Source organism: Paenirhodobacter huangdaonensis (assembly GCF_004022465.1).
GTDB classification, from domain to species: domain Bacteria; phylum Pseudomonadota; class Alphaproteobacteria; order Rhodobacterales; family Rhodobacteraceae; genus Rhodobacter; species Rhodobacter huangdaonensis.
Genome location: NZ_SAVA01000003.1, coordinates 354,864 through 375,865, shown reverse-complemented (window position 1 = coordinate 375,865; position 21,002 = coordinate 354,864). Strand labels below are relative to the sequence as shown.

Below are 21,002 nucleotides of genomic sequence, written 5' to 3'. Positions count from 1 at the left end.
ATCCCGGGCTTTTTCCTGGCAAAAATACTCGAAACCTGCTCGCGGGGCCGGGCGGTTCAGCGCAGGTTCGGCGCCGCGCCCGGGGCGCGCCCCACATCCTCGACCCCCTGGCGCAGACCAAGGCCGATGCGGTGTGCAAGCGCCGACCAGCCCGCCGCCGCCTCGGGCGCGAGACTTTGCTTCAGCACCGCATCGAAAGTGCCGAGCCAGTCGGGGAAATGCCCGGGCGCCACATTGCCCGCGCGGCGATGCGCCATCATCGGGCTGCCCTCGTAGCCGGGCGCATGCAGGATCGCCCCCTTCCAGAACCGCGCGATCTTTGCCTCATGCGCGGGCCAGTCGGTGACATGGGCGGCAAAGATCGGGGCGAGCTCGGGATGGGCGCGCACACGCCTGTAGAAGCGCTGCACGACGAGGTCGATCTCGGCCTCGGTGATCTCGAAACGCGGCGGAATGGCGGTCATGCGGGTCTCCTTCCCGCCGTGAGCTAGGGCACACGGTCGGGCGCGTCCAGCGACACGATGTCTCAGCGGTCCTCGAACAGCTCGCCCTGCGGCGGCGGCACGGCGCCCGGGACGGGCGGCGCCTCAAGGCCAAGGTGGCGCCAGGCGCGGCTTCCCAGCATCCGCCCGCGCGGGGTGCGCTGCACCAGCCCCTGCTGCAGCAGGTAGGGCTCGATCACCTCCTCGATCGCGTCGCGGCTTTCGGACAGTGCCGCCGACAGCGTTTCCACGCCCACCGGGCCGCCGCCATAATGCTCGGCCATCAGCATCATGTAGCGCCGGTCGGCGCCGTCGAGGCCGAGATGGTCGACACCCAGCCGGGTCAGCGCCCGGTCGGCGATGGCGCGGTTCAGCCGGCCGTCGCCCTCGACCAGCGCGAAATCGACGACGCGGCGCAGCAGGCGGCCGGCGATGCGCGGCGTGCCGCGGGCGCGTTTCGCGATCTCGCGCGTGCCGTCGGGGTCGGCCGGAATGCCCAGAAGCCGTGCGCCGCGCGCGACGATCAGGTCAAGCTCGTCCTCGGTGTAGAACTGCAGCCGCGTCGGGATGCCGAAGCGGTCGCGCAAGGGCGTCGTCAGCAGGCCGAGGCGGGTCGTGGCGCCGACCAGGGTGAAGGGCTGCAGCTCGATCCGCACGGTGCGCGCGGCCGGGCCCTCGCCGATCACCAGATCGAGCTCGAAATCCTCCATCGCCGGATAGAGCACTTCCTCGACCGCGGGGTTCATCCGGTGGATCTCGTCGATGAAGAGGACGTCGCGCGCCTCGAGATTGGTCAGGATCGCGGCAAGGTCGCCCGCCTTCGCCAGCACCGGGCCCGAGGTCATCTTGAAATTGACGCCGAGCTCGCGCGCCATGATCTGCGCCAGCGTCGTCTTGCCGAGCCCGGGCGGGCCGTGGAACAGCGTGTGGTCCATCGCCTGGCCGCGCATCTTCGCGCTTTCGATGAAGACGCGCAGGTTCGCCCGGGCCTCGGCCTGGCCGACGAAATCCTCGAGCACCTGCGGCCGCAGCGCGCGATCGGCGTCCTCGGGCAGGCGGTCGGGGCGAAGGGTGGGGTCGGGGTCGGTCATCGGTCAGGGCCTTTGCGGCGAGGGCGGGGGCGCTGCCCCCGCGCCCCCGAGGTATTTTCGGCAAGATGAAGGGATCAGTCCTTCGGCGCAAGCAGCCGCAGTGCGGCGCGGATCAGTTTCGCGGTGTCGGTGGCCTCGGGGTTTTCCGCGGCCTGGGCCACGGCGCCGGCCGCCTCGGACGGGTTGTAGCCGAGGTTGGTGAGGGCCGACAGCGCCTCGGCGGTGAAGTTCACCTTCGGCGTCGCGGCGGGGGCTGGGCGGGTGCGGGGTTTCGGCGCCGCCTCGATCACCTCGTCCGAAGGGGCGGTGTCGACGGTCAGTGTGCCGCCCATGGCCATCACCGTCGGCGCCTTGTCCTTCAGCTCCATCACCACGCGCTGCGCAAGTTTCGGCCCGACGCCGGGGGCGGCCTTGATCGCCGACCAGTCGCCAAGCGCCAGCGCGCGGCCCACGCCCTCGGGCCCGAGCGTGCCGAGAATGGCGAGCGAGGCCTTGGCGCCGATCCCCTGCACCGAGGTCAGCAGCCGGTGCCATTCCTTTTCAAGCAGCGTCGGGAAGCCGAAAAGCTGCAGCAGATCCTCGCGCACCAGCAGGTCGGTATAGAGCGCGCAGGCCTCGCCCACCGGCGGCAGGGCGGAGGCGGTGCGGGCCGAGACATGGACGATATAGCCCACGCCGCGCACGTCGATCAGCACGTGATCCATGGCGCGGTGCAGGATGGTGCCGGCAATGCGGCCGATCATTGCACGGTCCTCCGGATCCGGGCCTGACCGGCGGTGATCTCGAGCGCGCCGCGGCCGAGCTGGGCGGCATTGGCGCGGCGGGCCGATTGCAGGTGATGGGCGTGGCAGATCGCGATCGCCAGCGCATCGGCGGCGTCGGGCCCCTCGAAGGTGACGCCGGGCAGCTGGTGGCGCACCATGTGCTGCACCTGGACCTTGTCGGCATGGCCGACGCCGACCACCGCCTTCTTGATCGCATTGGGCGCATATTCGCCCACCGGAATGCCGGCCTGCGCCGGCACCAGAAGCGCGATGCCGCGCGCCTGGCCAAGTTTCAGCGTCGCCACGGCATCCTTGTTGACGAAGGTCTGCTCGACCGCCGCGGCCTCGGGGGCGAAGCGGGCGACGACCTCGGTCAGGCCTTCGTGCAGGGTGACGAGGCGCAGCGCGAGTTCTTCGCCCGCCGAATGGATGATGCCGTTGCCGAGGTGGCGCAGGCGCGAGCCCTCCATCTCGATCACGCCCCAGCCGAGGTTTCGCAACCCCGGATCGATTCCGATCACCCGCATCCTGCTCGCCCTTCGCTGTGGCATTTTTCCAACGACTAGCACGAAAAGTGAACATCGCAAACAGGAAAGCCCCCCGGGCCGGTTTCCGTGCGGTGGCGGAAAAAGCGGGCGGAATGCCCGATCCGCGTCGTCGCTGCGCTGCAGAATGACTGATTTCGCCGGCTTTCTGGCAGGTGCCTGCGCGCCGCTGTTTCGCCCGGCCACGACATGCAGAAAACGCATGGCGGGACTGCCCGCGCTGCTGTTGTTTTTGCAAATGGCCCCCTCTATGTGCGTCCTCACAAGGGCATCGCCCACGAATTACGCAGTTTGAAAAAACCAAGGAAACCTGAAATGTCCGCTATCGACACCAACCGTGTGCTCGGCCGCGCTGGCCGCACCGGCACCTTCTCGAAGCTCGTCGACGCCGTCATCGCCTGGAACGACGCGCGCGTGACCCGCAACGAACTCGCCAAGCTGAGCGACCGCGAGCTGACCGACATCGGCCTGACCCGCTACGACGCCGAGAACATGGGGCTCTGACGTGAGCGCCGCAATCGGAAGGGCCGCGCAGGCGTGACGCCGCGCGGCCCTTTCTGTTTCTGCCGACCCCGCCGGGCCGGCGCCCTCCCCCGAAATCAGTAAAGCAGCCCGTGCAGCAGGTCTCCGATCCCCCGCGTGACGGGATCGGCATGCAGCACCCAGGCCCCGACCTGCTCGGGCAGCGTGCCCCGGGCCAGCGCCCCGACGCGGGCGTCATAGGTCTCGGCGCCGAGCTGCGCGAAGATCGCCCCCTTGAACAGCAGCGCGCCGATGAAGAGCAGAGCGATCGCCTTGAACGGGATGGCCCGCCGCGGCCGGGGCCGCAGCGAGTCGAAATAGGAGCGCCCGAGCGCCCCCGTCGCCTCGAAGGCGCCGCCGGCGGCGTGGATCCGGTCGATCCGGGCCAGCCGCTTCTCGAAACTCTTCAGGCCATGGTCGCTCATCGTCGCACTCCCCGGTCCACTCGCCACGTCATCCGAATGACATGCCTAACAAGGCATTAACGGATTATGGCGCAAATGTGGCTGGGGCGCGACTGATCAATTGCGGCATTATTTCCGGCGCATCACCAATGTCGTCCAGTCGCCGTATTCGTCGCGGGAAACGAGGGTAAACCCTTGCGTTTCGTAAGCGGCGATCACCTCGTCGGCCTGTTCGTGCAGGATGCCCGACAGGATCACGTGGCCTGATTCGGCGCAGAACCGCCCCATGTCGGGGGCGAGCGAGATCAGCGGCGCCTTCAGGATATTGGCGAAGATCAGGTCGAAGGGGGCGGCCGCCGCGATCTGCGGATGGGCAAAGCCCGCCGCTTCGAGGCAGATCACCCGGCCCGCAAGCCCGTTCGCGACCACGTTCGCCGCCGCCGTCTCGACCGCCACCGGGTCGATGTCGGAGGCAAGCACCGTCTCGGGCCAGAGCTTTGCCGCCGCCATCGCCAGCACCGCGGTGCCGCAGCCGATGTCGGCGACCTTCGTCGCCCGCAGCCCGGCCCGTTCGAGCCGGTCGAGCGCGGTGAGGCAGCCAAGCGTGGTGCCGTGGTGGCCGGTGCCGAAGGCCATCGCCGCCTCGATCAGCAGCGGCACGGCATCGGCGGGCACCTTGTCGGCATCGTGGCTGCCATAGACGAAGAAGCGGCCGGCGACGACCGGGGCGAGCTCGCGCTTCACATGCGCGACCCAGTCGGTCTCGGGCAGTTCCGAGATCACGAAATGCGTCGCCCCATGCGCCGCGGCGAGCAGCTCGAGCACCACGCCGTCGGGCGCGGCAAGGAAATAGGCGCCGACCTCCCAGCGATCCGAGCCGTCCTCGATCTCGAACACGCCGACGCCATAGGGCGCGGGGTCGATGTCTTCGAGCAGTTCCGCCAGCGCCTCGGCGCGGTCGCGGTCGTCAAGCGTGGCAAAGGCGGTGAAGGTGGGCATGGCGGCTCCTTTCGGGTTGTGACCGCAATGGCGCGAAGCGCGCCACAGGTCAAGCCGGCGCGCATTTCCTTTGACAGAAGGGGCCCCGCGCGCTATCGGGCGGCCATGATCGCACGGACCAGCCATATCGCCCGTCCCCGACGTCGCCGCGCCAGCGCCTGACGTCCGATCGCCCGTGGCTCATCGCCACATTTCCCTGCAAACCCGCCGAAATATGGCCAAAGCCGTTGACAGCCTCCCGGGTGTCGGGCACGCCTTTGGCCTTCCTTTCTGGAGACTGACGATGATTTCTTCCGTCCTGCCCACCTATAATCGCGCGCCCCTCGCCTTCGTGAAGGGCGCGGGCTCCTGGCTCGAGACGGCGGACGGCACCCGATACCTCGACCTTGGCGCCGGGATCGCGGTGAACGCCCTCGGCCATGCCGCCCCCGTCCTCGTCGAGGCGCTGACGGAACAGGCGCACAAGGTCTGGCATGTGTCGAACCTCTACCAGATCCCCGAGCAGCAGAAGCTTGCCGACGCGCTGGTCGAGAAGACCTTCGCCGACACCGTGTTCTTCACCAACTCGGGCACCGAGGCCTGCGAGCTCGCGGTGAAGATGGCGCGCAAGTACTGGTACGAGAAGGGCGCGCCCGAGCGGGTCGAGATCATCACCTTCCGCGGCGCCTTCCATGGCCGGTCCTCGGCGGCAATCGCGGCGGCGGGGTCCGAGAAGATGGTGAAGGGCTTCGGCCCGGTGCTGCCGGGCTTCGTCCATGTCGACTGGCTCGACCTCGAGGCGGTGACGGCGGCGGTGTCGGAGAAGACCTGCGCGATCATGCTCGAGCCGGTGCAGGGCGAGGGCGGCATCCGGCCCGCGCCCGACGCCTTCCTGAAGGCGCTCAAGCAGATCTCGGAAGAGACCGGCACGCTTCTGATCTTCGACGAGGTGCAATGCGGCATGGGCCGCACCGGGCGGCTTTTTGCGCATGAATGGTCGGGGGTGACCCCCGACATCATGATGGTGGCGAAGGGCATCGGCGGCGGTTTCCCGCTCGGCGCGGTGCTCGCGACCGAGGCGGCCGCGGCGGGGATGACCGCGGGCACGCATGGCTCGACCTATGGCGGCAACCCGCTCGGCTGTGCGGTCGGCGCGAAGGTGATGGAGATCGTCGCCGAGCCCGGTTTCCTCGCCGCGGTGAACGCCAAGGGCGGCTTCCTGCGCCAGCGCCTCGAGGGGCTCGTGGCCGCGCATCCCGAGATCTTCGAGGAAGTGCGTGGTGTCGGCCTGATGCTCGGGCTGAAATGCAAGGTGGCGCCGGGCGAGCTGGTGGCCGCGGGCTATGCCCGGCAGCTGCTGACCGTCGCTGCGGCCGACAACGTGCTGCGCATCCTGCCGGCGCTGACGATCACCGAGGAGGAGATGGCCGAGGCCGTCCGCCGCCTCGATGCCGCCGCCTCCGCCCTTGTCAAACCCGCGGCCTGACCCGGCCCATGCTTCGCAGGCGCGGGGGTTGTGCCCCGGCCTGCGCCAGAAAGACGAACTGATGACCAACTTCCTTGACATCCACACCACCGACGCCACCGAGCTGCGCAAGATCATCGACTCTGCCCGCGCGATGAAGGACGCCCGCGCCGGCCGCCCGAAGGGCGCGCCCGACGACGACCTGCCGCTGGCGGGCTGCATGGTTGCGCTGATCTTCGAGAAACCCTCGACCCGCACCCGCGTCAGCTTCGATGTCGGCGTGCGGCAGATGGGCGGGCAGACGATGGTGCTGTCGGGCAAGGAGATGCAGCTCGGCCACGGCGAGACCATCGCCGATACCGCGCGGGTGCTGAGCCGTTACGTCGACATGATCATGATCCGCACCTTCGAGGAGGCGACGCTGCTCGAGATGGCGGAATACGCCTCGGTGCCCGTCATCAACGGCCTGACGAACCGCACCCACCCGTGCCAGATCATGGCCGACATCGTGACCTATGAGGAACACCGCGGCCCGATCGCCGGGCGCAAGGTGGTCTGGTCGGGTGACGGCAACAACGTCTGTGCCTCCTTCCTGCAGGCGGCGGGGCAGTTCGGCTTCGACTTCACCTTCACCGGGCCGCAGACCCTCGACCCCGAGCGCGAATGGATCGACTTCGCCCGCGCCAAAGGGGTGAAGGTCGAGATCGAGCGGGATCCGGCGAAGGCGGTCGAGGGCGCCGATCTGATCGTCACCGACACCTGGGTGTCGATGCATGACCCGGAATCGGCGAAGGAGCGGCGGCACAACCAGCTGCGCCCCTATCAGGTGAACGAGGCACTGATGGCGCAGGCGAAGCCCGACGCGCTCTTCATGCATTGCCTGCCCGCGCATCGCAACGACGAGGCGACGAGCGCGGTGATGGACGGGCCGCATTCGGTGATCTTCGACGAGGCGGAAAACCGGCTGCATGCGCAAAAGGCGGTGATGCGCTGGTGCCTCGGCCGCTGACCGGGGCCCGGGCGACGGAAAGGGAGGGGGGCGCTGCCCCCCTCTTTGCCTTCGGCAAATTCACCCCCCGGGATATTTCGGGCGATTGGAAGGGCGAAAGCCTTTCTTAAAGAGAATCGGCCAGCCTGATCGCACGGTACAGGCGGGGACGCCGATGACCGTGCGATTGGAAGCGCCCGGCTTGCCCGCCCCGCTGCGGCCCGAGCCGGGTGTCTTTCCGCCATTCCCCTTTCGCCCGCCTTCAGGGCTTCCAATTGCGGCAAATATCCCGGGGGTGAGCGGCGCAGCCGCGAGGGGGCAGCGCCCCCTTCCTTCCGCGGGGCCGGAGCCCGGGCGTTGTCGCACTCAGGTGCCGCGCGGCTTTGCCCGCGTCGTCGGGGCCGCCTCGCGCGGGTTCTCGGGCCAGGGGTGGCGCGGATAGCGGCCGCGCATCTCCTTGCGCACCTCGGCATAGGAGCCGTCCCAGAAGCCGGGCAGGTCCATCGTCACCTGGATCGGTTTGCCCCCGGGGCTGAGCAACGAGATCCGCAGCGGGTGGCGTTTCGGCCCCACCGTCGGGTGCACGGTCACGCCATACATCTCGGGCAGCTTCACCTCGATCGAGGGGGCTGCGCCCGCATAGTCGATCGGCACGCGCCGGCCGAGCGGGGTCTCGAAATGGCTGGGCACGAGGCGGTCGAGCTCGGCCATCTGCTCCCAGCTCAGCTGGGCGCGCAGCGCCTCGGTCAGATCGAGCGCGCGCAGCTCGGCCTCGGTGCGCTTGCCGCGCAGGACGGGCAGCAGCGCTTCGCTCGCCAGAAGTGCGCTGTCCGAGAGGTCGGGCAGCGCCGCGCCATCGGCGCGCAGGATCTCGACCCGGGCACGGAAGCGTGCGGCGGCGGGGCTCAGCGTCAGGCCGATCTGCCGCAGCCCGTCGAGCGCGCCGCGGGCGAGGGCCTCGGGCGGGGCCTCGGGCCAGTGCCGGTCCTCGAGCACAAGGGCGCCGAAGCGCTCCTGCCGGCGCGCCACCACCCGGCCCTCGCGCTTCGACCATTCGCAGACATCGTGCCAGCCGATCTGACCGGCATAGAGCCGGCGCAGGCCCGCCTCGCTCAGCGCCACGCCCTGGCGCACGCGGGCCTCGCGCGGGTCGCCATCAAGGTCGGTCGCGACGATCAGCCGATGCGCGCCAAGCGGATCGCCGGCATCGGCCACCGCGCCCTTGCCGCCCGAGAGCACATAGCGCGGGGCATCCCCCTTGCGGCGCAGGCCGATACGGTCGGGATAGGCAAGCGCCGCGGCCTCGGCCGCGGGCCGTGGGGCGGGCGCCGGCGCGACCAGCCGGGTGAGGCGCCGTGCCTCCTGCCGGACCCGTTCGACCGTGCCGCGATGGACGGGCCAGGGGTGCTCGGCCTCGAACCGGCCGGGGCTGGCGATGGCGGCAAGGCGCAAGCTCAGATCGGCCGGCGCGCCGCGCAGCGGATCGCGTTCCTCGAGCAGCGCGGCGAGTGTCGCCGCTTCGGGCCCGGCGGTGACCAGCATATGCGCGAGCCGCGGGTGCAGCGGCAGCGCGGCGAGCGCCCGGCCATGGGCGGTGATCCGCCCGCCCGCAAGCGCGCCGAGGCCTTCGAGCAGTGCCCGCGCCTCGGCGAGTGCCGGGGCCGGCGGCGGCGTCAGGAAGGCAAGGTCGCTGCCGTCCGAGCCCCAGAGCGCGAGCTCGAGCGCGAGGCCGGCGAGATCGGCCACCGCGATCTCGGGCGGGGCGAAGGCCGCGAGCGCGCCTTCCTCGCCCTTCGTCCAGAGCCGGTAGCAGGTGCCCTCGGCGACGCGGCCGGCGCGGCCGCGGCGCTGCTCGGCCTCGGCGCGGCTGACCCGCTCGGTGACCAGCCGCGCCATGCCCGAGGCCGGGTCGAAGCGCAGCCGCCGGGCGCGGCCGGCATCGACGACGACGCGGATGTCCTCGATGGTGAGCGAGGTCTCGGCGATCGCCGTTGCCAGCACCACCTTGCGGCCCTGCGCAACCGGCGCGATGGCGGCGCGCTGTGCGGCGAACTCCATCGCGCCGAAGAGCGGGCGGATCGCCACCTCGGCGGGCAGGCGGCCCTTCAGCAGCGCCTCGGTGCGGCGGATCTCGCCCTCGCCCGGCAGGAAGACGAGCACGCCGCCGGTGCTGTCGGCCACCGCCTCGGCGATGAGAGCCGCCACCGCCGCCTCGAGCCGCATCCCCGCCGCGACCGGGCGGCCGAGCCAGCGGGTTTCGACCGGGAAGGCCCGGCCTTCCGACACGATCACCGGCGCATCGTCGAGCAGCGCGGCCACCGGCCCGGCATCAAGCGTTGCCGACATCACCACGATCGCCAGATCCGGGCGCAGCGCGCCCCGCGCCTCCCAGGCCAGCGCAAGGCCGAGATCGGCGTTCAGCGAGCGTTCGTGGAATTCGTCGAAGATCAGGCAGCCGATGCCCGACAGCTCGGGGTCGGACTGCAGCATCCGGGTGAGGATGCCCTCGGTCACCACCTCGATCCGGGTGGCCTTCGACACCTTCGCCTCGCCACGGATGCGGTAGCCGACGCGCCCGCCCACGGGCTCGCCCAGCGTCTCGGCCATGCGCTCGGCCGCGGCGCGGGCGGCCAGGCGGCGCGGTTCCAGCATCACGATCCGGCCCGCGACATGGTCGAGGAGCGCCAGCGGCACCCGCGTGGTCTTGCCGGCGCCCGGCGGTGCCATCAGCACGACACGCCCCGTGCGCGCAAGCGCCGAGGTGAGGTCCGGCAGAACCGCGTCTATGGGCAGTTGGTCTCTCACCCAGCCCTTATCGCCGTTTCAGCCGGCCGGTGCCATAGATCGTATCGGTGTTGATCTCGACCACCTGCAGGCGCTTGCCGTCCGGGGTGGGGGCGTAGATCAGGGTGAAGGGGAAGCGGCTCTTCTCCTTCATATCCTTGGCCGAGAAGCCCTCGAGCCGGCGATACTCGCCCGAGCAGGTGACGCCGTCGCCCCCCGCCTGCGGGGCGTTCAGGCTGACCTGGCTGCGCCGTGCGCCGTCATACATGGTCACGTTCAGCTTGCAGGCCTCGTCGCGGTCGACGTCGCGCAGCACGGCATAAAGCGCGGTGAGCGGGTCGACGGTGCCGCCCTGTTTCGCCGGGTCGACATCGGTCTTGCGCGGCTTGCGCGGCGGGTTGCGGCTGACCGAGACCGGCGTGCCGTTCTGATAGACGATCACGTGTTCCGATTCGTCGCCCGGCCGGTTCGCCGTCTCGTCGAAACGCTGCGGGGTGAAGCGGTCCGCCGTGCGGCTGCCGCTGACCGAGGCATCGTAGCGGATCTTGCGCAGGAAGCCGAGCAGCCCGGTGGTCTCGAGCGTGCCGTTCGCGCCGTAATTGGCCCCCTCGATCTTGCCATTGATGCTGAGCCGGCCCGCCGGGATGCCACGCAGCGAGACGTCGAAGACGATGCGGTCGGTCTGATCGGCCTGCAGCGGCGCGGCGAGACACAGCGTCGCAGCCAGCGCGCCCGCGAGCGGCAGGGAGGCACGGCGCAGGGGGGTCGGAAACGCGCGGGTCATGGCTCTCCTCGGAAACTCGGCCTTCGCACTGGACATACACTGCCCGATGGGGGCAGAAAACCGAAACCGTTTCACGATCCGCTGAGGGATCGTGCATCCCGCCCCGTCAGCGAAGGCCCGCCGATGACCGATCCGATTTCCGCCGTCTCCGTCTCCGATCCCGCCGTCTCCGATCCCCTCGTCGCCGATCTGGTGCCGCGCATCCTGGCGGGCGAGCGGCGCGCGCTGGCGCGGGCGATCACGCTGGTGGAATCGGGGCGGGCGGATCACCGCGCGCAGGCCGCGGCGCTGCTCGAGACGCTTGCGGGCGCGGGCCGGCAGGCGCTGCGGATCGGGCTGTCGGGCACACCGGGCGTCGGAAAGTCGACCTTCATCGAGGCCTTCGGGCTGATGCTGACCGGACAGGGGCTGAAGGTCGCGGTGCTGGCGGTCGACCCGTCCTCGGCGCGCTCGGGCGGCTCGATCCTTGGCGACAAGACCCGGATGGAGCGGCTGTCGCGCGACCCGATGGCCTTCATCCGGCCCTCGCCCAGCCAGGCCCATCTCGGCGGCGTGGCGCGGCGCACCCGCGAGGCGGTGGCGCTGTGCGAGGCGGCGGGCTTCGACGTGGTGCTGATCGAGACCGTGGGGGTGGGCCAGTCCGAGACCCTGGTGGCCGAGATGACCGACCTTTTCATCCTGCTGATGGCGCCTGCGGGCGGCGACGAGCTGCAGGGGGTGAAGCGCGGCATCATGGAGATGGCCGACATGATCCTGGTGAACAAGGCCGACGGCGATCTGAAGCCCGCGGCGATGCGCACCGTCAGCGATTATGCCGGCGCGCTGCGGCTTTTGCGCAAGCGGCCGCAGGACCCGGAGGGCTTTCCAAAGGCGCTGCCGGTTTCGGCGCTCGAGGAGCAGGGGCTGAAATCGGCCTGGGAGGAGATGTCGGCGCTCGCCGCCTGGCGGCGCGCGCATGGCTTCTTCGACCGCCGCCGCGCCGCGCAGGCGCGCCACTGGTTCGAAAGCGAGGTGCGCGAGGGGCTGCTTGCCCGGCTGCACAGCGACCCCGCGATCCGCGCGAAGATGGTCGCGCTCGGCACCGCCGTGGCCGAGGGGCAGGCCGCCCCGGCAGCGGCGGCGGCCGAGATGCTTGCCGCGCTCGGCGCCTGAGGGCAACACGATACGGCAATGGAAAACGCCGCCCTTCGGGGCGGCGTTTGGCTGTGCCGCAGGGGCGGGCTCAGTTCGACATGTTCATGCCGGGCATCGCGCCGTGGTCCATGCCGTTCATCTTCATCTGTCCGGCGGCGGGGGCGGCAGCGGCCGGCACGCGCTTCAGATCGACCGGAATGTCGACCGGAACGTCGCCCGCATGTTCGAAGGTCAGCACGACATGCACGGTGTCGCCGTCCTTCAGCGGCTGCTTCAGGCCGAGGAACATGACGTGGTCGCCGCCGCGCTGCAGCATGTGGCTGCCTTCGGCGGGGATCGGGAATCCTTCCTTCACCTCGATCATCTGCATCACGCCATTGGCGTCGGCCTTGTGGGTATGCAGCTCGACCCGGTCGGCAATCTCCGAGCTGGCCTTGACCAGCCGGTCGGGGGTGGTCGAATGGTTGTCGATTTCCATGAAGGCCGCGCCGGATTTCGACATCGTCGTCGAGACGATGGCATAGGCATCCTTGATCGCGACGCCGTCATGGGCGAAGGCCGCAGGGGCGAAGGCGGGCAGGGCAAAGGCGAAAGCAGCGGCAGCGGCCGCGCGCGAGAAACGGGACATCATGTCCTCCCGGAAGTCTGATGGATCTGTGACGAAGGGATCAGACGAGAGCCGGCGGATCGCGCGCCCGCGGCTGGGGCACCGAGCTGCCCCGCAGTAGCGCGGGGGCGGACGCCTCGATCCGCTCCACCCGTCCTTCGGGACGCGTGAGGACCGGGGGCGGCGTGTCGAGCGCGGCCATCATGCCGAGCACCATGTCGGGGCACAGGTGGACGGGGCCCGTGGGATTGCCCTCTTCGTCCACCGTGACCGTGGTGATGCCGTAGCCGGTGCAGATCACGATCTCGCCGGCAATCTGAACCTGCCCCCGGGCGACGGCCATGGTCAGGCTCGTCACCGCGAGGATCGTCGCCATCAGGGCGAGGAAGAGGGGGCGCAGGGATCGCACGGACATGAGATCAGCATATCGGCGCCGCTCGGGGCGCGCCAGAGGCCACGTGCCGTCATCATGCCGCAGGCAAAACGGAAAAGGCCCCGCCGAAGCGAGGCCTTCCGATTCGTCGGGGTATCCCGGATCAGGCGGCGGCCTGAGCCTTCAGGATCGCCTTCTTGATCTTCAGCGCGGTGCCCGACAGCTCGGCATCGGCCGCCTTCATCAGGAAGGCGTCGAGCCCGCCGCGGTGGTCCACGGTGCGCAGGCCGGCGGCCGAGATGCGCAGCTTGAACGACTGGCCCAGCACGTCGGAGATCAGGGTGACTTCATTCAGGTTCGGCAGAAACCGGCGACGCGTCTTGTTGTTCGCGTGGCTGATATTGTTGCCCGACATCGGGCCCTTGCCGGTCAGTTCGCAGACGCGCGACATGGCATCAATCCTTCGTTTCCTCGGGGCGCGTGTCGGCCCTGTTCATACCAAGCGGACACCGCAAAGGCGGCGCCCGGAAATCTGTTTGCGGGGCATAAGGGCAAAGCCCCGCCGCGTCAAGCGATTCATCGCGCGTCGGCCCTGCCTGCCCGCGCGCTTTCTCCTTGCCGAAAATACCTCGGGGTGAATTCGGCGCAGCCGAAGAGGGGCGGCGCCCCTCCTTTCCGCTCAGGCCAGCATTTCCGCAACCCAGGCGGGCACCACCTGCGTCGCCGGCCCATGCCGCGCCGCATCGAAAAGCCGTGTGCCCATCGAGGGCTCGAGGTTCAGCTCGAGCGTCTCCACCCCGGTATGGCGGGCATCGGCGACGAACCCTGCCGCCGGATAGACATTGCCCGAGGTGCCGATCGAGACGAAGAGATCGGCCGCGCGCAGCGCCGTCCAGATCTCCTCCATCCGATAGGGCATCTCGCCGAACCAGACGATGTCGGGGCGCGCCGCATGCGCCGCGCAGGCCGGGCAGGGGTCGGTGACCCGCATCACCGCGGGCGCCGGCCAGCGATGGCCGCAGGCGGCGCACAGCGCCCCTGTCAGCGTGCCGTGCATGTGGATCAGCGCGCGCGTGCCTGCCCGCTCGTGCAGGGCGTCGACATTTTGCGTCACCACCAGCACCTGGTGCCGGCCGTCGGCCTCGAGTGCGGCGAGCGCGCGGTGTGCGGCATTCGGCTCGGCCGCCGCGGCCGCCGCGCGGCGCTCGTTGTAGAAGCGCAGCACCAGCTCCGGGTCACGGGCAAAGCCCTCGGGCGTCGCCACATCCTCGATCCGATGGTCCTCCCACAGCCCGTCCGCGGCGCGGAAGGTGCGGAGGCCGCTTTCGGCCGAGATCCCGGCGCCGGTGAGAATCACGATTCTGGCCATCCGCCCGCTCCTCGGTTAGCAACGTGTCATGCGTATCCTGTTTCTCTGCCTTGGCAACATCTGCCGCTCTCCCGCCGCCGAAGGCGTGGTGCGCCGGCTCGCGCAGGAGGCGGGCCTTGCGCTCGAGCTCGACAGCGCCGGCACCGGCGACTGGCATGCGGGCGAGCCGCCCTATGGCCCGATGCAGGTGGCGGCGCGGGCGCGCGGCTATGATCTGGCCGCGTTGCGCGCCCGCCAGCTGGTGCGCGCCGATTTCGACCGCTTCGACCTGATCCTGGCGATGGACCGGCAGAACCTGCGCGATGCCGCGCGTCTGGCCCCCGCCGGCGCCCGGGCGCGGCTTGCGCTGTTCCTGAATGGCGAAACGGGCGCCGAAGAGGTGCCCGATCCCTATTATACCCGCGATTTCGACGGTTGCCTCGACATCATCGAGGCCGGCGCACGCGCCCTGCTCGCCCGGCTTCAGCCGCCGCAGTAGGATTCGGCGGTCGCGGCGAAATTCTTGTAGCGCGCCCAGAAGTCGTTGTCCGAGGCGCTGTCCGACATCCGCACCTGCTGCGCCTTGTCCGGGTCCTTGAAGAAGGCCGCGGCGCGGCGCTGGTCGGCGGTGCCAAGTGTCATGTCGGCGACCTGCTGGATGCAGCCGCACAGGGCGCGGTTGTTCGCGCGCCCGGCTTTCATGCAGGCGTTATCGATCGGGCCGGCACCGGCCGCACCGGCGACCATCATGCAGGCCGCCACAAGGAGGGATTTCTTCATCTGCTGCTGCCTCATTCCTGCGGGTGGGTCCGTTGCCCGAGTCCCGTCAATTAGCAGCCGATCTTAGCCGATCACGCAAGATTTCACAATGAAACAGGCAAAATTTCGCCGATGCGGAATTTCGTCGGGAACCGCAGCAGCAGCCATTGCGGGCGGGGCCGTTTCCGGCCCAACCCCTTGCGTCTGTCGCTGGCCGGGCGGGGGCCCGTCAGGCGATCACCTCGGCCTCGTAACCCGCCGCCTTCAGCGCGGCGAGCACGGTCGATTCGGGCAGGCCGTTCACCTCGACCTCGCGGTCCTCGAGGCTGACGACGGCCTTGCCGCCGACCTCGATGATGGCGGATTCGACGGCGGCCTTGCAGTGACCGCAGGTCATGTTCGGGACGGAAAGGATCATCTGTGCCTCCTGATCTTCTGCGCTACAGATTCTCCCGCGCCGGCGCCGCGTCAATGCCCCGCGTGCGGAATTTCTTGCGCGCCGCCACCGCCGCGCGGGTTTCGTTTGACCCGCGACCGACAAGCGGGCAAACCACCGCGACCGGAGGGCGTGATGGACGGCAGCATCGAGATCGAGACCCTGACGCTGGAGCGCGAGGGCACCCGCATCTTCGACGGGCTGAGCCTGCATATCGGCGAGCGGCGCGTGGGCGTCGTCGGCCGCAACGGCTCGGGGAAAAGCACGCTTCTGCGCGCCGTCGCCGGCCTGATCGCGCCGAAGGCGGGGCGGCTGCGGGTGGCGGGCGTCGACGTGGCGCGGGACCGGGCGGGGGCGCTGTCGGCCGTCGGTATCCTGTTTCAGAACCCCGATCACCAGATCATCTTCCCGACGGTGATCGAGGAGCTTGCCTTCGGCCTTGAGCAGCAGGGCCATCCGCGCGGCCCGGCCCGCGAGCGCGCCCGCGCCATGCTCGCCCGGTTCGGCCATGCCGACTGGGAAGAGCGGCTGTGCCACACCCTGTCGCAGGGCCAGCGCCAGCTTGTCTGCCTGATGGCGGTGCTGGCGATGGAGCCGCGCTGGATCCTCTTCGACGAGCCGTTCAACAGCCTCGACATCCCCGCCGCGCTGCGGATCGAGGCCCGCATCGCGGCGCTTGCGCAGAACGTGATGCTGATCACCCACGATCCGGCCCGTGTCGCAGGCTATGACCGGGTGATCTGGATCGAGGCCGGGCGCGTCGCCGCCGACGGCCCGCCCGCTGCGGTGCTGCCCGCCTATGTCGCCGCGATGCAGGCCGCCGCGCAGGACGAGCCATGCTGAGCCTTGCGCTGCCGGGCACGAGCTGGGCGCACCGGCTGCCGGTCGGGCTGAAGTTCGGCGCGCTTGCTGCGGCGATGCTGGGGCTGACCTGGCTCACCGCGCCGCTGCCGCTTGCCGCGGCGCTGGTGGCGACCGCGGCGCTCTACTTCGGCCTTGGCCGCCGCGCGGTGGCCGAGGGCGCCCGCGCGCTGCGCCCGGTGCTGTGGATCGTCGCCTTCATCGCCGCCTGGCAGCTCTGGGAGGGGGCGCCGATGCTCGGCCTCGTTCTCGGTCTGCGGATCTGCACCATGGTGGCGCTGGCGAATTTCGTCACCCTGGTGACGCCGCTGCCGGACCTGATCGCACTGATCGAGCGGCTGGCGCAGCCGCTCGCCCGCTTTGGCCTGTCGCCGCGGCTGCCGGCCCTCGCCGTGGCGCTGGTGCTGCGCTTCATCCCGGTGCTGCGCGGGCGGATGGAGCTGCTGGCGCTGTCCTGGCGGGCGCGTTCGCGCCGCCGGCCGGGGCCGCGGCTGATCGCGCCGCTCGTGCTGTCGCTGCTCGACGATTCGGATCATCTGGCCGATGCGCTGCGCGCGCGCGGCGGGCTTGCCCCGCGCCCGGCCCCCCCAACCCAAGGGAGAGACTGACTTGGAACGCAATTTCACCCTCGTCGTGCTGTTCGCGGCGCTGATCGCGGTGCTTGGCCTCGTGCCGCCGATCCCGCTTGCCTCGGGTGTGCCGGTCTCGGCGCAATCGCTGGGCGTCATGCTGGCGGGCGCGGTGCTCGGCCCGCTGCGCGGCGCGCTTGCCGTGCTGGTGGTCGAGATCATCGTCGCGCTCGGCCTGCCGGTGCTCGCCGGCGGGCGCGGCGGCCTTGGCGTCTTCGCCGGGCCGACCGTCGGCTTCCTTCTGGGCTGGTTGCCCGCGGCTTTCGTCACCGGCCTCGTCGTCGAGAAACTGCGCGGGCTGCATGTCGGCCTCGCCGCGGCCCTTGGCGCGGCGCTTGGCGGCATCGTGGTGCTCTATGCCTGCGGCACGCTCGGGTTGATGGCGGTGCTGGGCAAGGGCCCGCTCGAGGCGCTGATGCTGTCGCTGCCCTTCGTGCCGGGCGACCTGATCAAGGCCGCACTCGCCGGCTGGCTCACCGCCACCATTGCCCGTTACCGGCCCGGCGCGCTGCTGTCGCGCCCGCGCTGAGCCCGGGCCGGAACGCCGCCCGCAACGGGGCCGGGCAGGGCACGCAATCCCTCTTCCCGGCCCCTGTTTTTACAGCTATACGCGCGCCATGACCCAGCTCGATCACATCCGCAACTTCTCCATCGTGGCGCATATCGACCACGGTAAATCCACGCTCGCCGACCGGCTCATCCAGCTGACCGGGACGGTGGCCGCGCGTGACATGAAGGCGCAGATGCTCGACAGCATGGATATCGAGCGCGAACGCGGCATCACCATCAAGGCGAACACCGTCCGCATCGAATATCCGGCGAAGGATGGCGAGACCTATATCCTGAACCTGATCGACACCCCCGGCCATGTCGACTTCGCCTATGAGGTCAGCCGGAGCATGCGCGCGGTCGAGGGCTCGCTGCTGGTCGTCGACGCGAGCCAGGGTGTCGAGGCGCAGACCCTTGCGAACGTCTATCAGGCGATCGACGCCGGCCACGAGATCGTGCCGGTGCTGAACAAGATCGACCTGCCGGCGGCCGACCCCGACGCGGTGAAGGCGAACATCGAGGACGTGATCGGCATCGACGCCTCGGACGCGATCCCGATCTCGGCGAAGACCGGGCTCGGCATTCCCGAGGTGCTCGAGGCGATCGTGCACCGGCTGCCCGCGCCGAAGGGCGACCGCGACGCGCCGCTGAAGGCGATGCTGGTCGACAGCTGGTATGACGCCTATCTCGGCGTCGTGGTGATGATCCGCGTCATGGACGGGGTGGTCCGCAAGGGCGACCGGATCAAGATGATGCAGACCGGCGCGGTCTACGGCATCGACAAGCTCGCCGTGCTGAAGCCGCAGATGGTCGACATCGCGGAGCTCGGCCCGGGCGAGATCGGCGTCTTCACCGCCTCGATCAAGCAGGTGCGCGACACCCGTGTGGGCGACACCATCACCCATGAGAAGAAACCCTGCGCGACGCCGCTGCCGGGCTTCAAGCCGGCGCAGCCGGTGGTGTTCTGCGGCCTCTTCCCGGTCGATGCGAATGATTTCGAGGCGCTGCGCGACGCGATCGAGAAACTCGCGCTGAACGACGCCTCGTTCAGCTACGAGATGGAGACCTCGGCGGCGCTCGGCTTCGGCTTCCGCTGCGGCTTCCTTGGTCTTCTGCACCTCGAAGTGGTGCGCGACCGGCTGGAGCGCGAATATGACCTCGATCTGATCACCACCGCGCCGAGTGTGGTGTTCAAGATCTACATGAAGGACGGCGAGGTGCGCGATCTGCACAACCCCGCCGACATGCCCGATCTGACCTATGTCGACCATATCGAGGAGCCGCGGATCAAGGCGACGATCATGGTGCCCGACGAATATCTGGGCGACGTGCTCAAGCTGTGCCAGGACCGCCGCGGCATCCAGCTCGATCTGACCTATGCCGGCTCGCGCGCGATGGTGGTCTATGACCTGCCGCTCGCCGAGGTGGTGTTCGACTTCTATGACCGGCTGAAATCGGTGACGAAGGGCTATGCCTCCTTCGACTACCAGCTCAGCGAATACCGCGAAGATTTCATGGTCAAGATGTCGATCCTGGTGAACGACGAGCCGGTCGATGCGCTGTCGATCATGGTGCACCGCGACCGCGCCGAGGCCCGTGGCCGGGCGATGGTGGAGAAACTGAAAGAGCTGATCCCGCGGCACATGTTCAAGATCCCGATCCAGGCGGCGATCGGCGGCCGGGTCGTGGCGCGCGAGACGCTCAGCGCGATGCGCAAGGACGTGACGGCGAAGTGCTATGGCGGCGACGCCACCCGGAAGAAGAAGCTGCTGGAAAAGCAAAAGGCCGGCAAGAAGAAGATGCGGCAGTTCGGCAAGGTCGAGATCCCGCAATCGGCCTTCATCTCGGCGCTGAAGATGGACGACTGAGCCGGTCCGCGCCCCCGCGCCCGCTGTGCGGCGCCGGGGCGCGGCGGCTGCCGTCGCGGTAACGGCGCCCCGGGATGGTTTCCCAAAAATTGCCTTAAATGCGCCCGAATTAACCCTGACGTTCGTCTCATGGTTGTTTGCAACAGGGAAGGCGGTCCTTCAGGGTGTGTAGCCCGTGGCCGTGTTCCCGTCCTGCAGAAGCGGAGACGAAACGATGGCACTGCTTGTGGTCGACGACGACCCGATCATCCTGCGGCTGATGGAAGGGGTCCTGTCCTCTCTCGGTTACGCCGATGTGCAATATGCGATGAGCGGCGAGGAAGCGTTGCAGAAGATCGGCCGTGGCGGTGATCTGTTCAGCACCTTCCTGCTCGACATCAAGATGCCGGGGATGGACGGGATCGAACTCGTCCGCCATATCCGCGCCAATCCGCTGCACCGGCGCACGCCGATCCTGATGCTGACCTCGGTCACCGAGAAGCCCTTCATCGACGCGGCCTTTGCCACCGGCGCCACCGATTACATCACCAAGCCGATCGAGGTGCAGGAACTCGGTGCGCGGCTGCGGGTGGCGCAGGTGCTCTATTCCGAGCAGCAGCGCGCCTCCGATTCGGTGAAGGCGGCGCAGGCGCTGCGCTCCGAGATCGACAGCCTGCAGCAGGGCCAGGCCGTGCCCTTCGAGCTGGCCGACCCGATCACGCTTTACGATGTGCCGCGCGTCATCAACGCGTTGGCGATGGAGAACTACCTGCACCGGCTGAGCCGGCTGCGCCGCTTCATGGTGGCGGCGGTGGGCTTCCAGATCCGCCGGGTGGAAAGCCTCTATTCGATGAGCAGCCCGTCCGAGTTCCGCGGCATCCTGACCGACGTCGCCGAGGCGGTGTTCGAGAACCTGCGCCATCTCGAGGTGATGATCACCTATTACGGCAACGGCAGCTTCGTCGCGATCGTGCCGCGGGTGAACGACATCGAGCGCGAGGATCTCGAGGTGGCGCTTGGCATGACGCTGGCGGAGTTCGGCCTGACGGTCGATTGCGGGCTGCCGATGAACGTCTCGGTCTCGGTCGGCGATCAGGTCCATACCTCGATGTTCGACACGAGCCCGAAGGACCTGATTGCGAAGACGATCTCGCAGGCCTACGCTCAGACCCGGACGCGGTCGGGCGCGCTGCAGCAGTTCCGCGGTCTGTTCAACTGAGGCTCCCTGCCGCAAAGGCGACGCGCATGCCTGCTCCTTCCTTCTCCGGACCGATGCCGGCCCAGCTGGCGAAGGCGCTGGCCGATGCACGCGAGCAGTTCACCCGGCGTCTCGTGCCGCAGATCGTCGAGATCGAGCGGCTGCAGGCGGCGCTTGACGATCCCGGTCAGCTCGCCGGGGCGATCAGCAGGCTGGCGGCCATCATTCACAAGATCAGCGGCGTTGCCGCGACCGTGGGCTTTCCCGATCTCGGCGCGCAGGCGGCGGCGCTCGACCTGCAGCTGCAGCGCCTGCTGCGCACGCCGCGGCCGAGGGTGCCGACGGGGCTGTCGGCCATGCTCGAGCGGCTGATGGACCTGATGGAAGACGCGGCCTTCGACGGCTGATCCCCCCTATCCCCGCCGCAGACGAAAGCCGCCCGCACCCGGTGCCG

General features: G+C 69.4%; 25 protein-coding genes. 11 read left to right on the top strand and 14 right to left on the bottom strand.

Annotated elements, in window-relative coordinates; genetic code table 11:
* Window positions 1–56: 56 nt before the first annotated feature.
* The 4 genes from EOW66_RS07405 to ruvC all read right to left on the bottom strand — a co-directional run bounded on the left by EOW66_RS07405 (window position 57) and on the right by ruvC (window position 2,864).
* Window positions 57–464, bottom strand: coding sequence for a group III truncated hemoglobin (locus EOW66_RS07405; protein ID WP_128155780.1), 408 nt, complete (start codon window positions 462–464; stop codon window positions 57–59).
* Between the two features lie 62 nt (window positions 465–526).
* Window positions 527–1,573, bottom strand: coding sequence for a Holliday junction branch migration DNA helicase RuvB (gene ruvB, locus EOW66_RS07400; protein WP_128155779.1), 1,047 nt, complete (start codon window positions 1,571–1,573; stop codon window positions 527–529).
* Between the two features lie 74 nt (window positions 1,574–1,647).
* Window positions 1,648–2,316, bottom strand: a complete 669-nt coding sequence (ruvA, locus tag EOW66_RS07395) for a Holliday junction branch migration protein RuvA (RefSeq protein WP_128155778.1) — start codon at window positions 2,314–2,316, stop codon at window positions 1,648–1,650.
* Window positions 2,313–2,864, bottom strand: coding sequence for a crossover junction endodeoxyribonuclease RuvC (gene ruvC / locus EOW66_RS07390; protein WP_128155777.1), 552 nt, complete (start codon window positions 2,862–2,864; stop codon window positions 2,313–2,315). The genes ruvA and ruvC overlap by 4 nt, the downstream gene beginning before the upstream one ends.
* 333 nt (window positions 2,865–3,197) lie before the next feature.
* Here ruvC and EOW66_RS07385 point away from each other — a divergent pair, with 333 nt between their 5' ends.
* Complete coding sequence (locus EOW66_RS07385; protein WP_128155776.1) at window positions 3,198–3,386, top strand: DUF1127 domain-containing protein; 189 nt, start codon at window positions 3,198–3,200, stop codon at window positions 3,384–3,386.
* A gap of 95 nt (window positions 3,387–3,481) precedes the next feature.
* On the opposite strand, the gene EOW66_RS07380 is transcribed toward EOW66_RS07385, so the two are convergent.
* Window positions 3,482–3,829, bottom strand: coding sequence for a hypothetical protein (locus EOW66_RS07380; protein ID WP_128155775.1), 348 nt, complete (start codon window positions 3,827–3,829; stop codon window positions 3,482–3,484).
* A 108-nt stretch (window positions 3,830–3,937) separates the two neighbouring features.
* Window positions 3,938–4,807: a 50S ribosomal protein L11 methyltransferase gene (locus tag EOW66_RS07375; protein WP_128155774.1), complete on the bottom strand. Its 870-nt coding sequence runs from the start codon at window positions 4,805–4,807 to the stop codon at window positions 3,938–3,940.
* A 283-nt stretch (window positions 4,808–5,090) separates the two neighbouring features.
* Between EOW66_RS07375 and EOW66_RS07370 the strand changes: the two genes are divergently transcribed.
* Window positions 5,091–6,272 carry an aspartate aminotransferase family protein gene (locus EOW66_RS07370; protein WP_128155773.1) on the top strand — a complete coding sequence of 394 codons (1,182 nt, stop codon included), beginning with the start codon at window positions 5,091–5,093 and terminating at the stop codon, window positions 6,270–6,272.
* Between the two features lie 61 nt (window positions 6,273–6,333).
* Window positions 6,334–7,260 carry an ornithine carbamoyltransferase gene (gene argF / locus EOW66_RS07365; RefSeq protein WP_128155772.1) on the top strand — a complete coding sequence of 309 codons (927 nt, stop codon included), beginning with the start codon at window positions 6,334–6,336 and terminating at the stop codon, window positions 7,258–7,260.
* A 345-nt stretch (window positions 7,261–7,605) separates the two neighbouring features.
* On the opposite strand, the gene hrpB is transcribed toward argF, so the two are convergent.
* Window positions 7,606–10,044: an ATP-dependent helicase HrpB gene (gene hrpB / locus EOW66_RS07360; RefSeq protein ID WP_128155771.1), complete on the bottom strand. Its 2,439-nt coding sequence runs from the start codon at window positions 10,042–10,044 to the stop codon at window positions 7,606–7,608.
* Between the two features lie 7 nt (window positions 10,045–10,051).
* Window positions 10,052–10,807, bottom strand: a complete 756-nt coding sequence (locus EOW66_RS07355) for a DUF3108 domain-containing protein (protein ID WP_128155770.1) — start codon at window positions 10,805–10,807, stop codon at window positions 10,052–10,054.
* Window positions 10,808–10,930: 123 nt separating this feature from the next.
* On the opposite strand from EOW66_RS07355, the gene meaB reads away from it, so the two are divergent.
* On the top strand, window positions 10,931–11,959 hold the full coding sequence (gene meaB, locus EOW66_RS07350) for a methylmalonyl Co-A mutase-associated GTPase MeaB (protein ID WP_128155769.1): 1,029 nt from the start codon (window positions 10,931–10,933) through the stop codon (window positions 11,957–11,959).
* A gap of 70 nt (window positions 11,960–12,029) precedes the next feature.
* On the opposite strand, the gene EOW66_RS07345 is transcribed toward meaB, so the two are convergent.
* From EOW66_RS07345 to EOW66_RS07330, 4 genes are all read right to left on the bottom strand, one after another.
* Window positions 12,030–12,569 carry a copper chaperone PCu(A)C gene (locus tag EOW66_RS07345; RefSeq protein ID WP_128155768.1) on the bottom strand — a complete coding sequence of 180 codons (540 nt, stop codon included), beginning with the start codon at window positions 12,567–12,569 and terminating at the stop codon, window positions 12,030–12,032.
* Window positions 12,570–12,609: 40 nt separating this feature from the next.
* Entirely contained in the window at window positions 12,610–12,963 is a 354-nt protein-coding gene (locus tag EOW66_RS07340; RefSeq protein ID WP_164881057.1) for a hypothetical protein, read from the bottom strand.
* A 121-nt stretch (window positions 12,964–13,084) separates the two neighbouring features.
* Window positions 13,085–13,372, bottom strand: coding sequence for a 50S ribosomal protein L28 (rpmB, locus tag EOW66_RS07335; protein ID WP_113899950.1), 288 nt, complete (start codon window positions 13,370–13,372; stop codon window positions 13,085–13,087).
* A gap of 228 nt (window positions 13,373–13,600) precedes the next feature.
* Window positions 13,601–14,290, bottom strand: coding sequence for an NAD-dependent deacylase (locus EOW66_RS07330; RefSeq protein WP_128155766.1), 690 nt, complete (start codon window positions 14,288–14,290; stop codon window positions 13,601–13,603).
* Window positions 14,291–14,318: 28 nt separating this feature from the next.
* Here EOW66_RS07330 and EOW66_RS07325 point away from each other — a divergent pair, with 28 nt between their 5' ends.
* A complete protein-coding gene (locus EOW66_RS07325) occupies window positions 14,319–14,768 on the top strand; it encodes a low molecular weight protein-tyrosine-phosphatase (protein ID WP_128155765.1) in 450 nt (149 codons plus the stop codon).
* On the opposite strand, the gene EOW66_RS07320 is transcribed toward EOW66_RS07325, so the two are convergent.
* On the bottom strand, window positions 14,753–15,049 hold the full coding sequence (locus EOW66_RS07320; RefSeq protein ID WP_113899947.1) for a hypothetical protein: 297 nt from the start codon (window positions 15,047–15,049) through the stop codon (window positions 14,753–14,755). The two genes, EOW66_RS07325 and EOW66_RS07320, sit on opposite strands and share 16 nt — an antisense overlap.
* A 208-nt stretch (window positions 15,050–15,257) precedes the next feature.
* A complete protein-coding gene (locus tag EOW66_RS20345) occupies window positions 15,258–15,446 on the bottom strand; it encodes a heavy-metal-associated domain-containing protein (RefSeq protein WP_164881056.1) in 189 nt (62 codons plus the stop codon).
* A gap of 153 nt (window positions 15,447–15,599) precedes the next feature.
* Between EOW66_RS20345 and EOW66_RS07310 the strand changes: the two genes are divergently transcribed.
* The 6 genes from EOW66_RS07310 to EOW66_RS07285 all read left to right on the top strand — a co-directional run bounded on the left by EOW66_RS07310 (window position 15,600) and on the right by EOW66_RS07285 (window position 20,955).
* Window positions 15,600–16,307 carry an energy-coupling factor ABC transporter ATP-binding protein gene (locus tag EOW66_RS07310; protein WP_128155763.1) on the top strand — a complete coding sequence of 236 codons (708 nt, stop codon included), beginning with the start codon at window positions 15,600–15,602 and terminating at the stop codon, window positions 16,305–16,307.
* On the top strand, window positions 16,301–16,933 hold the full coding sequence (locus EOW66_RS07305; RefSeq protein WP_128155762.1) for an energy-coupling factor transporter transmembrane component T family protein: 633 nt from the start codon (window positions 16,301–16,303) through the stop codon (window positions 16,931–16,933). Before EOW66_RS07310 ends, EOW66_RS07305 begins: the two co-directional genes overlap by 7 nt.
* A 1-nt stretch (window position 16,934) precedes the next feature.
* Window positions 16,935–17,483 (top strand): biotin transporter BioY, encoded by a 549-nt coding sequence (locus tag EOW66_RS07300; protein WP_128155761.1) that lies wholly within the window; start codon window positions 16,935–16,937, stop codon window positions 17,481–17,483.
* Window positions 17,484–17,571: 88 nt separating this feature from the next.
* Complete coding sequence (gene lepA / locus EOW66_RS07295; RefSeq protein WP_113899942.1) at window positions 17,572–19,371, top strand: translation elongation factor 4; 1,800 nt, start codon at window positions 17,572–17,574, stop codon at window positions 19,369–19,371.
* A 214-nt stretch (window positions 19,372–19,585) separates the two neighbouring features.
* Entirely contained in the window at window positions 19,586–20,569 is a 984-nt protein-coding gene (locus EOW66_RS07290) for a response regulator (protein WP_113899941.1), read from the top strand.
* A gap of 26 nt (window positions 20,570–20,595) precedes the next feature.
* Entirely contained in the window at window positions 20,596–20,955 is a 360-nt protein-coding gene (locus EOW66_RS07285; protein WP_128155760.1) for an Hpt domain-containing protein, read from the top strand.
* Window positions 20,956–21,002: the final 47 nt, after the last annotated feature.

Coding starts and splice junctions, on each gene's coding strand:
- EOW66_RS07405 (WP_128155780.1), bottom strand. CDS start 464: ATGACCGCCATTCCGCCGCGTTTCGAGATCACCGAGGCCGAGATCGAC.
- ruvB (WP_128155779.1), bottom strand. CDS start 1,573: ATGACCGACCCCGACCCCACCCTTCGCCCCGACCGCCTGCCCGAGGAC.
- ruvA (WP_128155778.1), bottom strand. CDS start 2,316: ATGATCGGCCGCATTGCCGGCACCATCCTGCACCGCGCCATGGATCAC.
- ruvC (WP_128155777.1), bottom strand. CDS start 2,864: ATGCGGGTGATCGGAATCGATCCGGGGTTGCGAAACCTCGGCTGGGGC.
- EOW66_RS07385 (WP_128155776.1), top strand. CDS start 3,198: ATGTCCGCTATCGACACCAACCGTGTGCTCGGCCGCGCTGGCCGCACC.
- EOW66_RS07380 (WP_128155775.1), bottom strand. CDS start 3,829: ATGAGCGACCATGGCCTGAAGAGTTTCGAGAAGCGGCTGGCCCGGATC.
- EOW66_RS07375 (WP_128155774.1), bottom strand. CDS start 4,807: ATGCCCACCTTCACCGCCTTTGCCACGCTTGACGACCGCGACCGCGCC.
- EOW66_RS07370 (WP_128155773.1), top strand. CDS start 5,091: ATGATTTCTTCCGTCCTGCCCACCTATAATCGCGCGCCCCTCGCCTTC.
- argF (WP_128155772.1), top strand. CDS start 6,334: ATGACCAACTTCCTTGACATCCACACCACCGACGCCACCGAGCTGCGC.
- EOW66_RS07355 (WP_128155770.1), bottom strand. CDS start 10,807: ATGACCCGCGCGTTTCCGACCCCCCTGCGCCGTGCCTCCCTGCCGCTC.
- meaB (WP_128155769.1), top strand. CDS start 10,931: ATGACCGATCCGATTTCCGCCGTCTCCGTCTCCGATCCCGCCGTCTCC.
- EOW66_RS07345 (WP_128155768.1), bottom strand. CDS start 12,569: ATGTCCCGTTTCTCGCGCGCGGCCGCTGCCGCTGCTTTCGCCTTTGCC.
- EOW66_RS07340 (WP_164881057.1), bottom strand. CDS start 12,963: ATGTCCGTGCGATCCCTGCGCCCCCTCTTCCTCGCCCTGATGGCGACG.
- rpmB (WP_113899950.1), bottom strand. CDS start 13,372: ATGTCGCGCGTCTGCGAACTGACCGGCAAGGGCCCGATGTCGGGCAAC.
- EOW66_RS07330 (WP_128155766.1), bottom strand. CDS start 14,290: ATGGCCAGAATCGTGATTCTCACCGGCGCCGGGATCTCGGCCGAAAGC.
- EOW66_RS07325 (WP_128155765.1), top strand. CDS start 14,319: ATGCGTATCCTGTTTCTCTGCCTTGGCAACATCTGCCGCTCTCCCGCC.
- EOW66_RS07320 (WP_113899947.1), bottom strand. CDS start 15,049: ATGAAGAAATCCCTCCTTGTGGCGGCCTGCATGATGGTCGCCGGTGCG.
- EOW66_RS20345 (WP_164881056.1), bottom strand. CDS start 15,446: ATGATCCTTTCCGTCCCGAACATGACCTGCGGTCACTGCAAGGCCGCC.
- EOW66_RS07310 (WP_128155763.1), top strand. CDS start 15,600: ATGGACGGCAGCATCGAGATCGAGACCCTGACGCTGGAGCGCGAGGGC.
- EOW66_RS07305 (WP_128155762.1), top strand. CDS start 16,301: ATGCTGAGCCTTGCGCTGCCGGGCACGAGCTGGGCGCACCGGCTGCCG.
- lepA (WP_113899942.1), top strand. CDS start 17,572: ATGACCCAGCTCGATCACATCCGCAACTTCTCCATCGTGGCGCATATC.
- EOW66_RS07290 (WP_113899941.1), top strand. CDS start 19,586: ATGGCACTGCTTGTGGTCGACGACGACCCGATCATCCTGCGGCTGATG.
- EOW66_RS07285 (WP_128155760.1), top strand. CDS start 20,596: ATGCCTGCTCCTTCCTTCTCCGGACCGATGCCGGCCCAGCTGGCGAAG.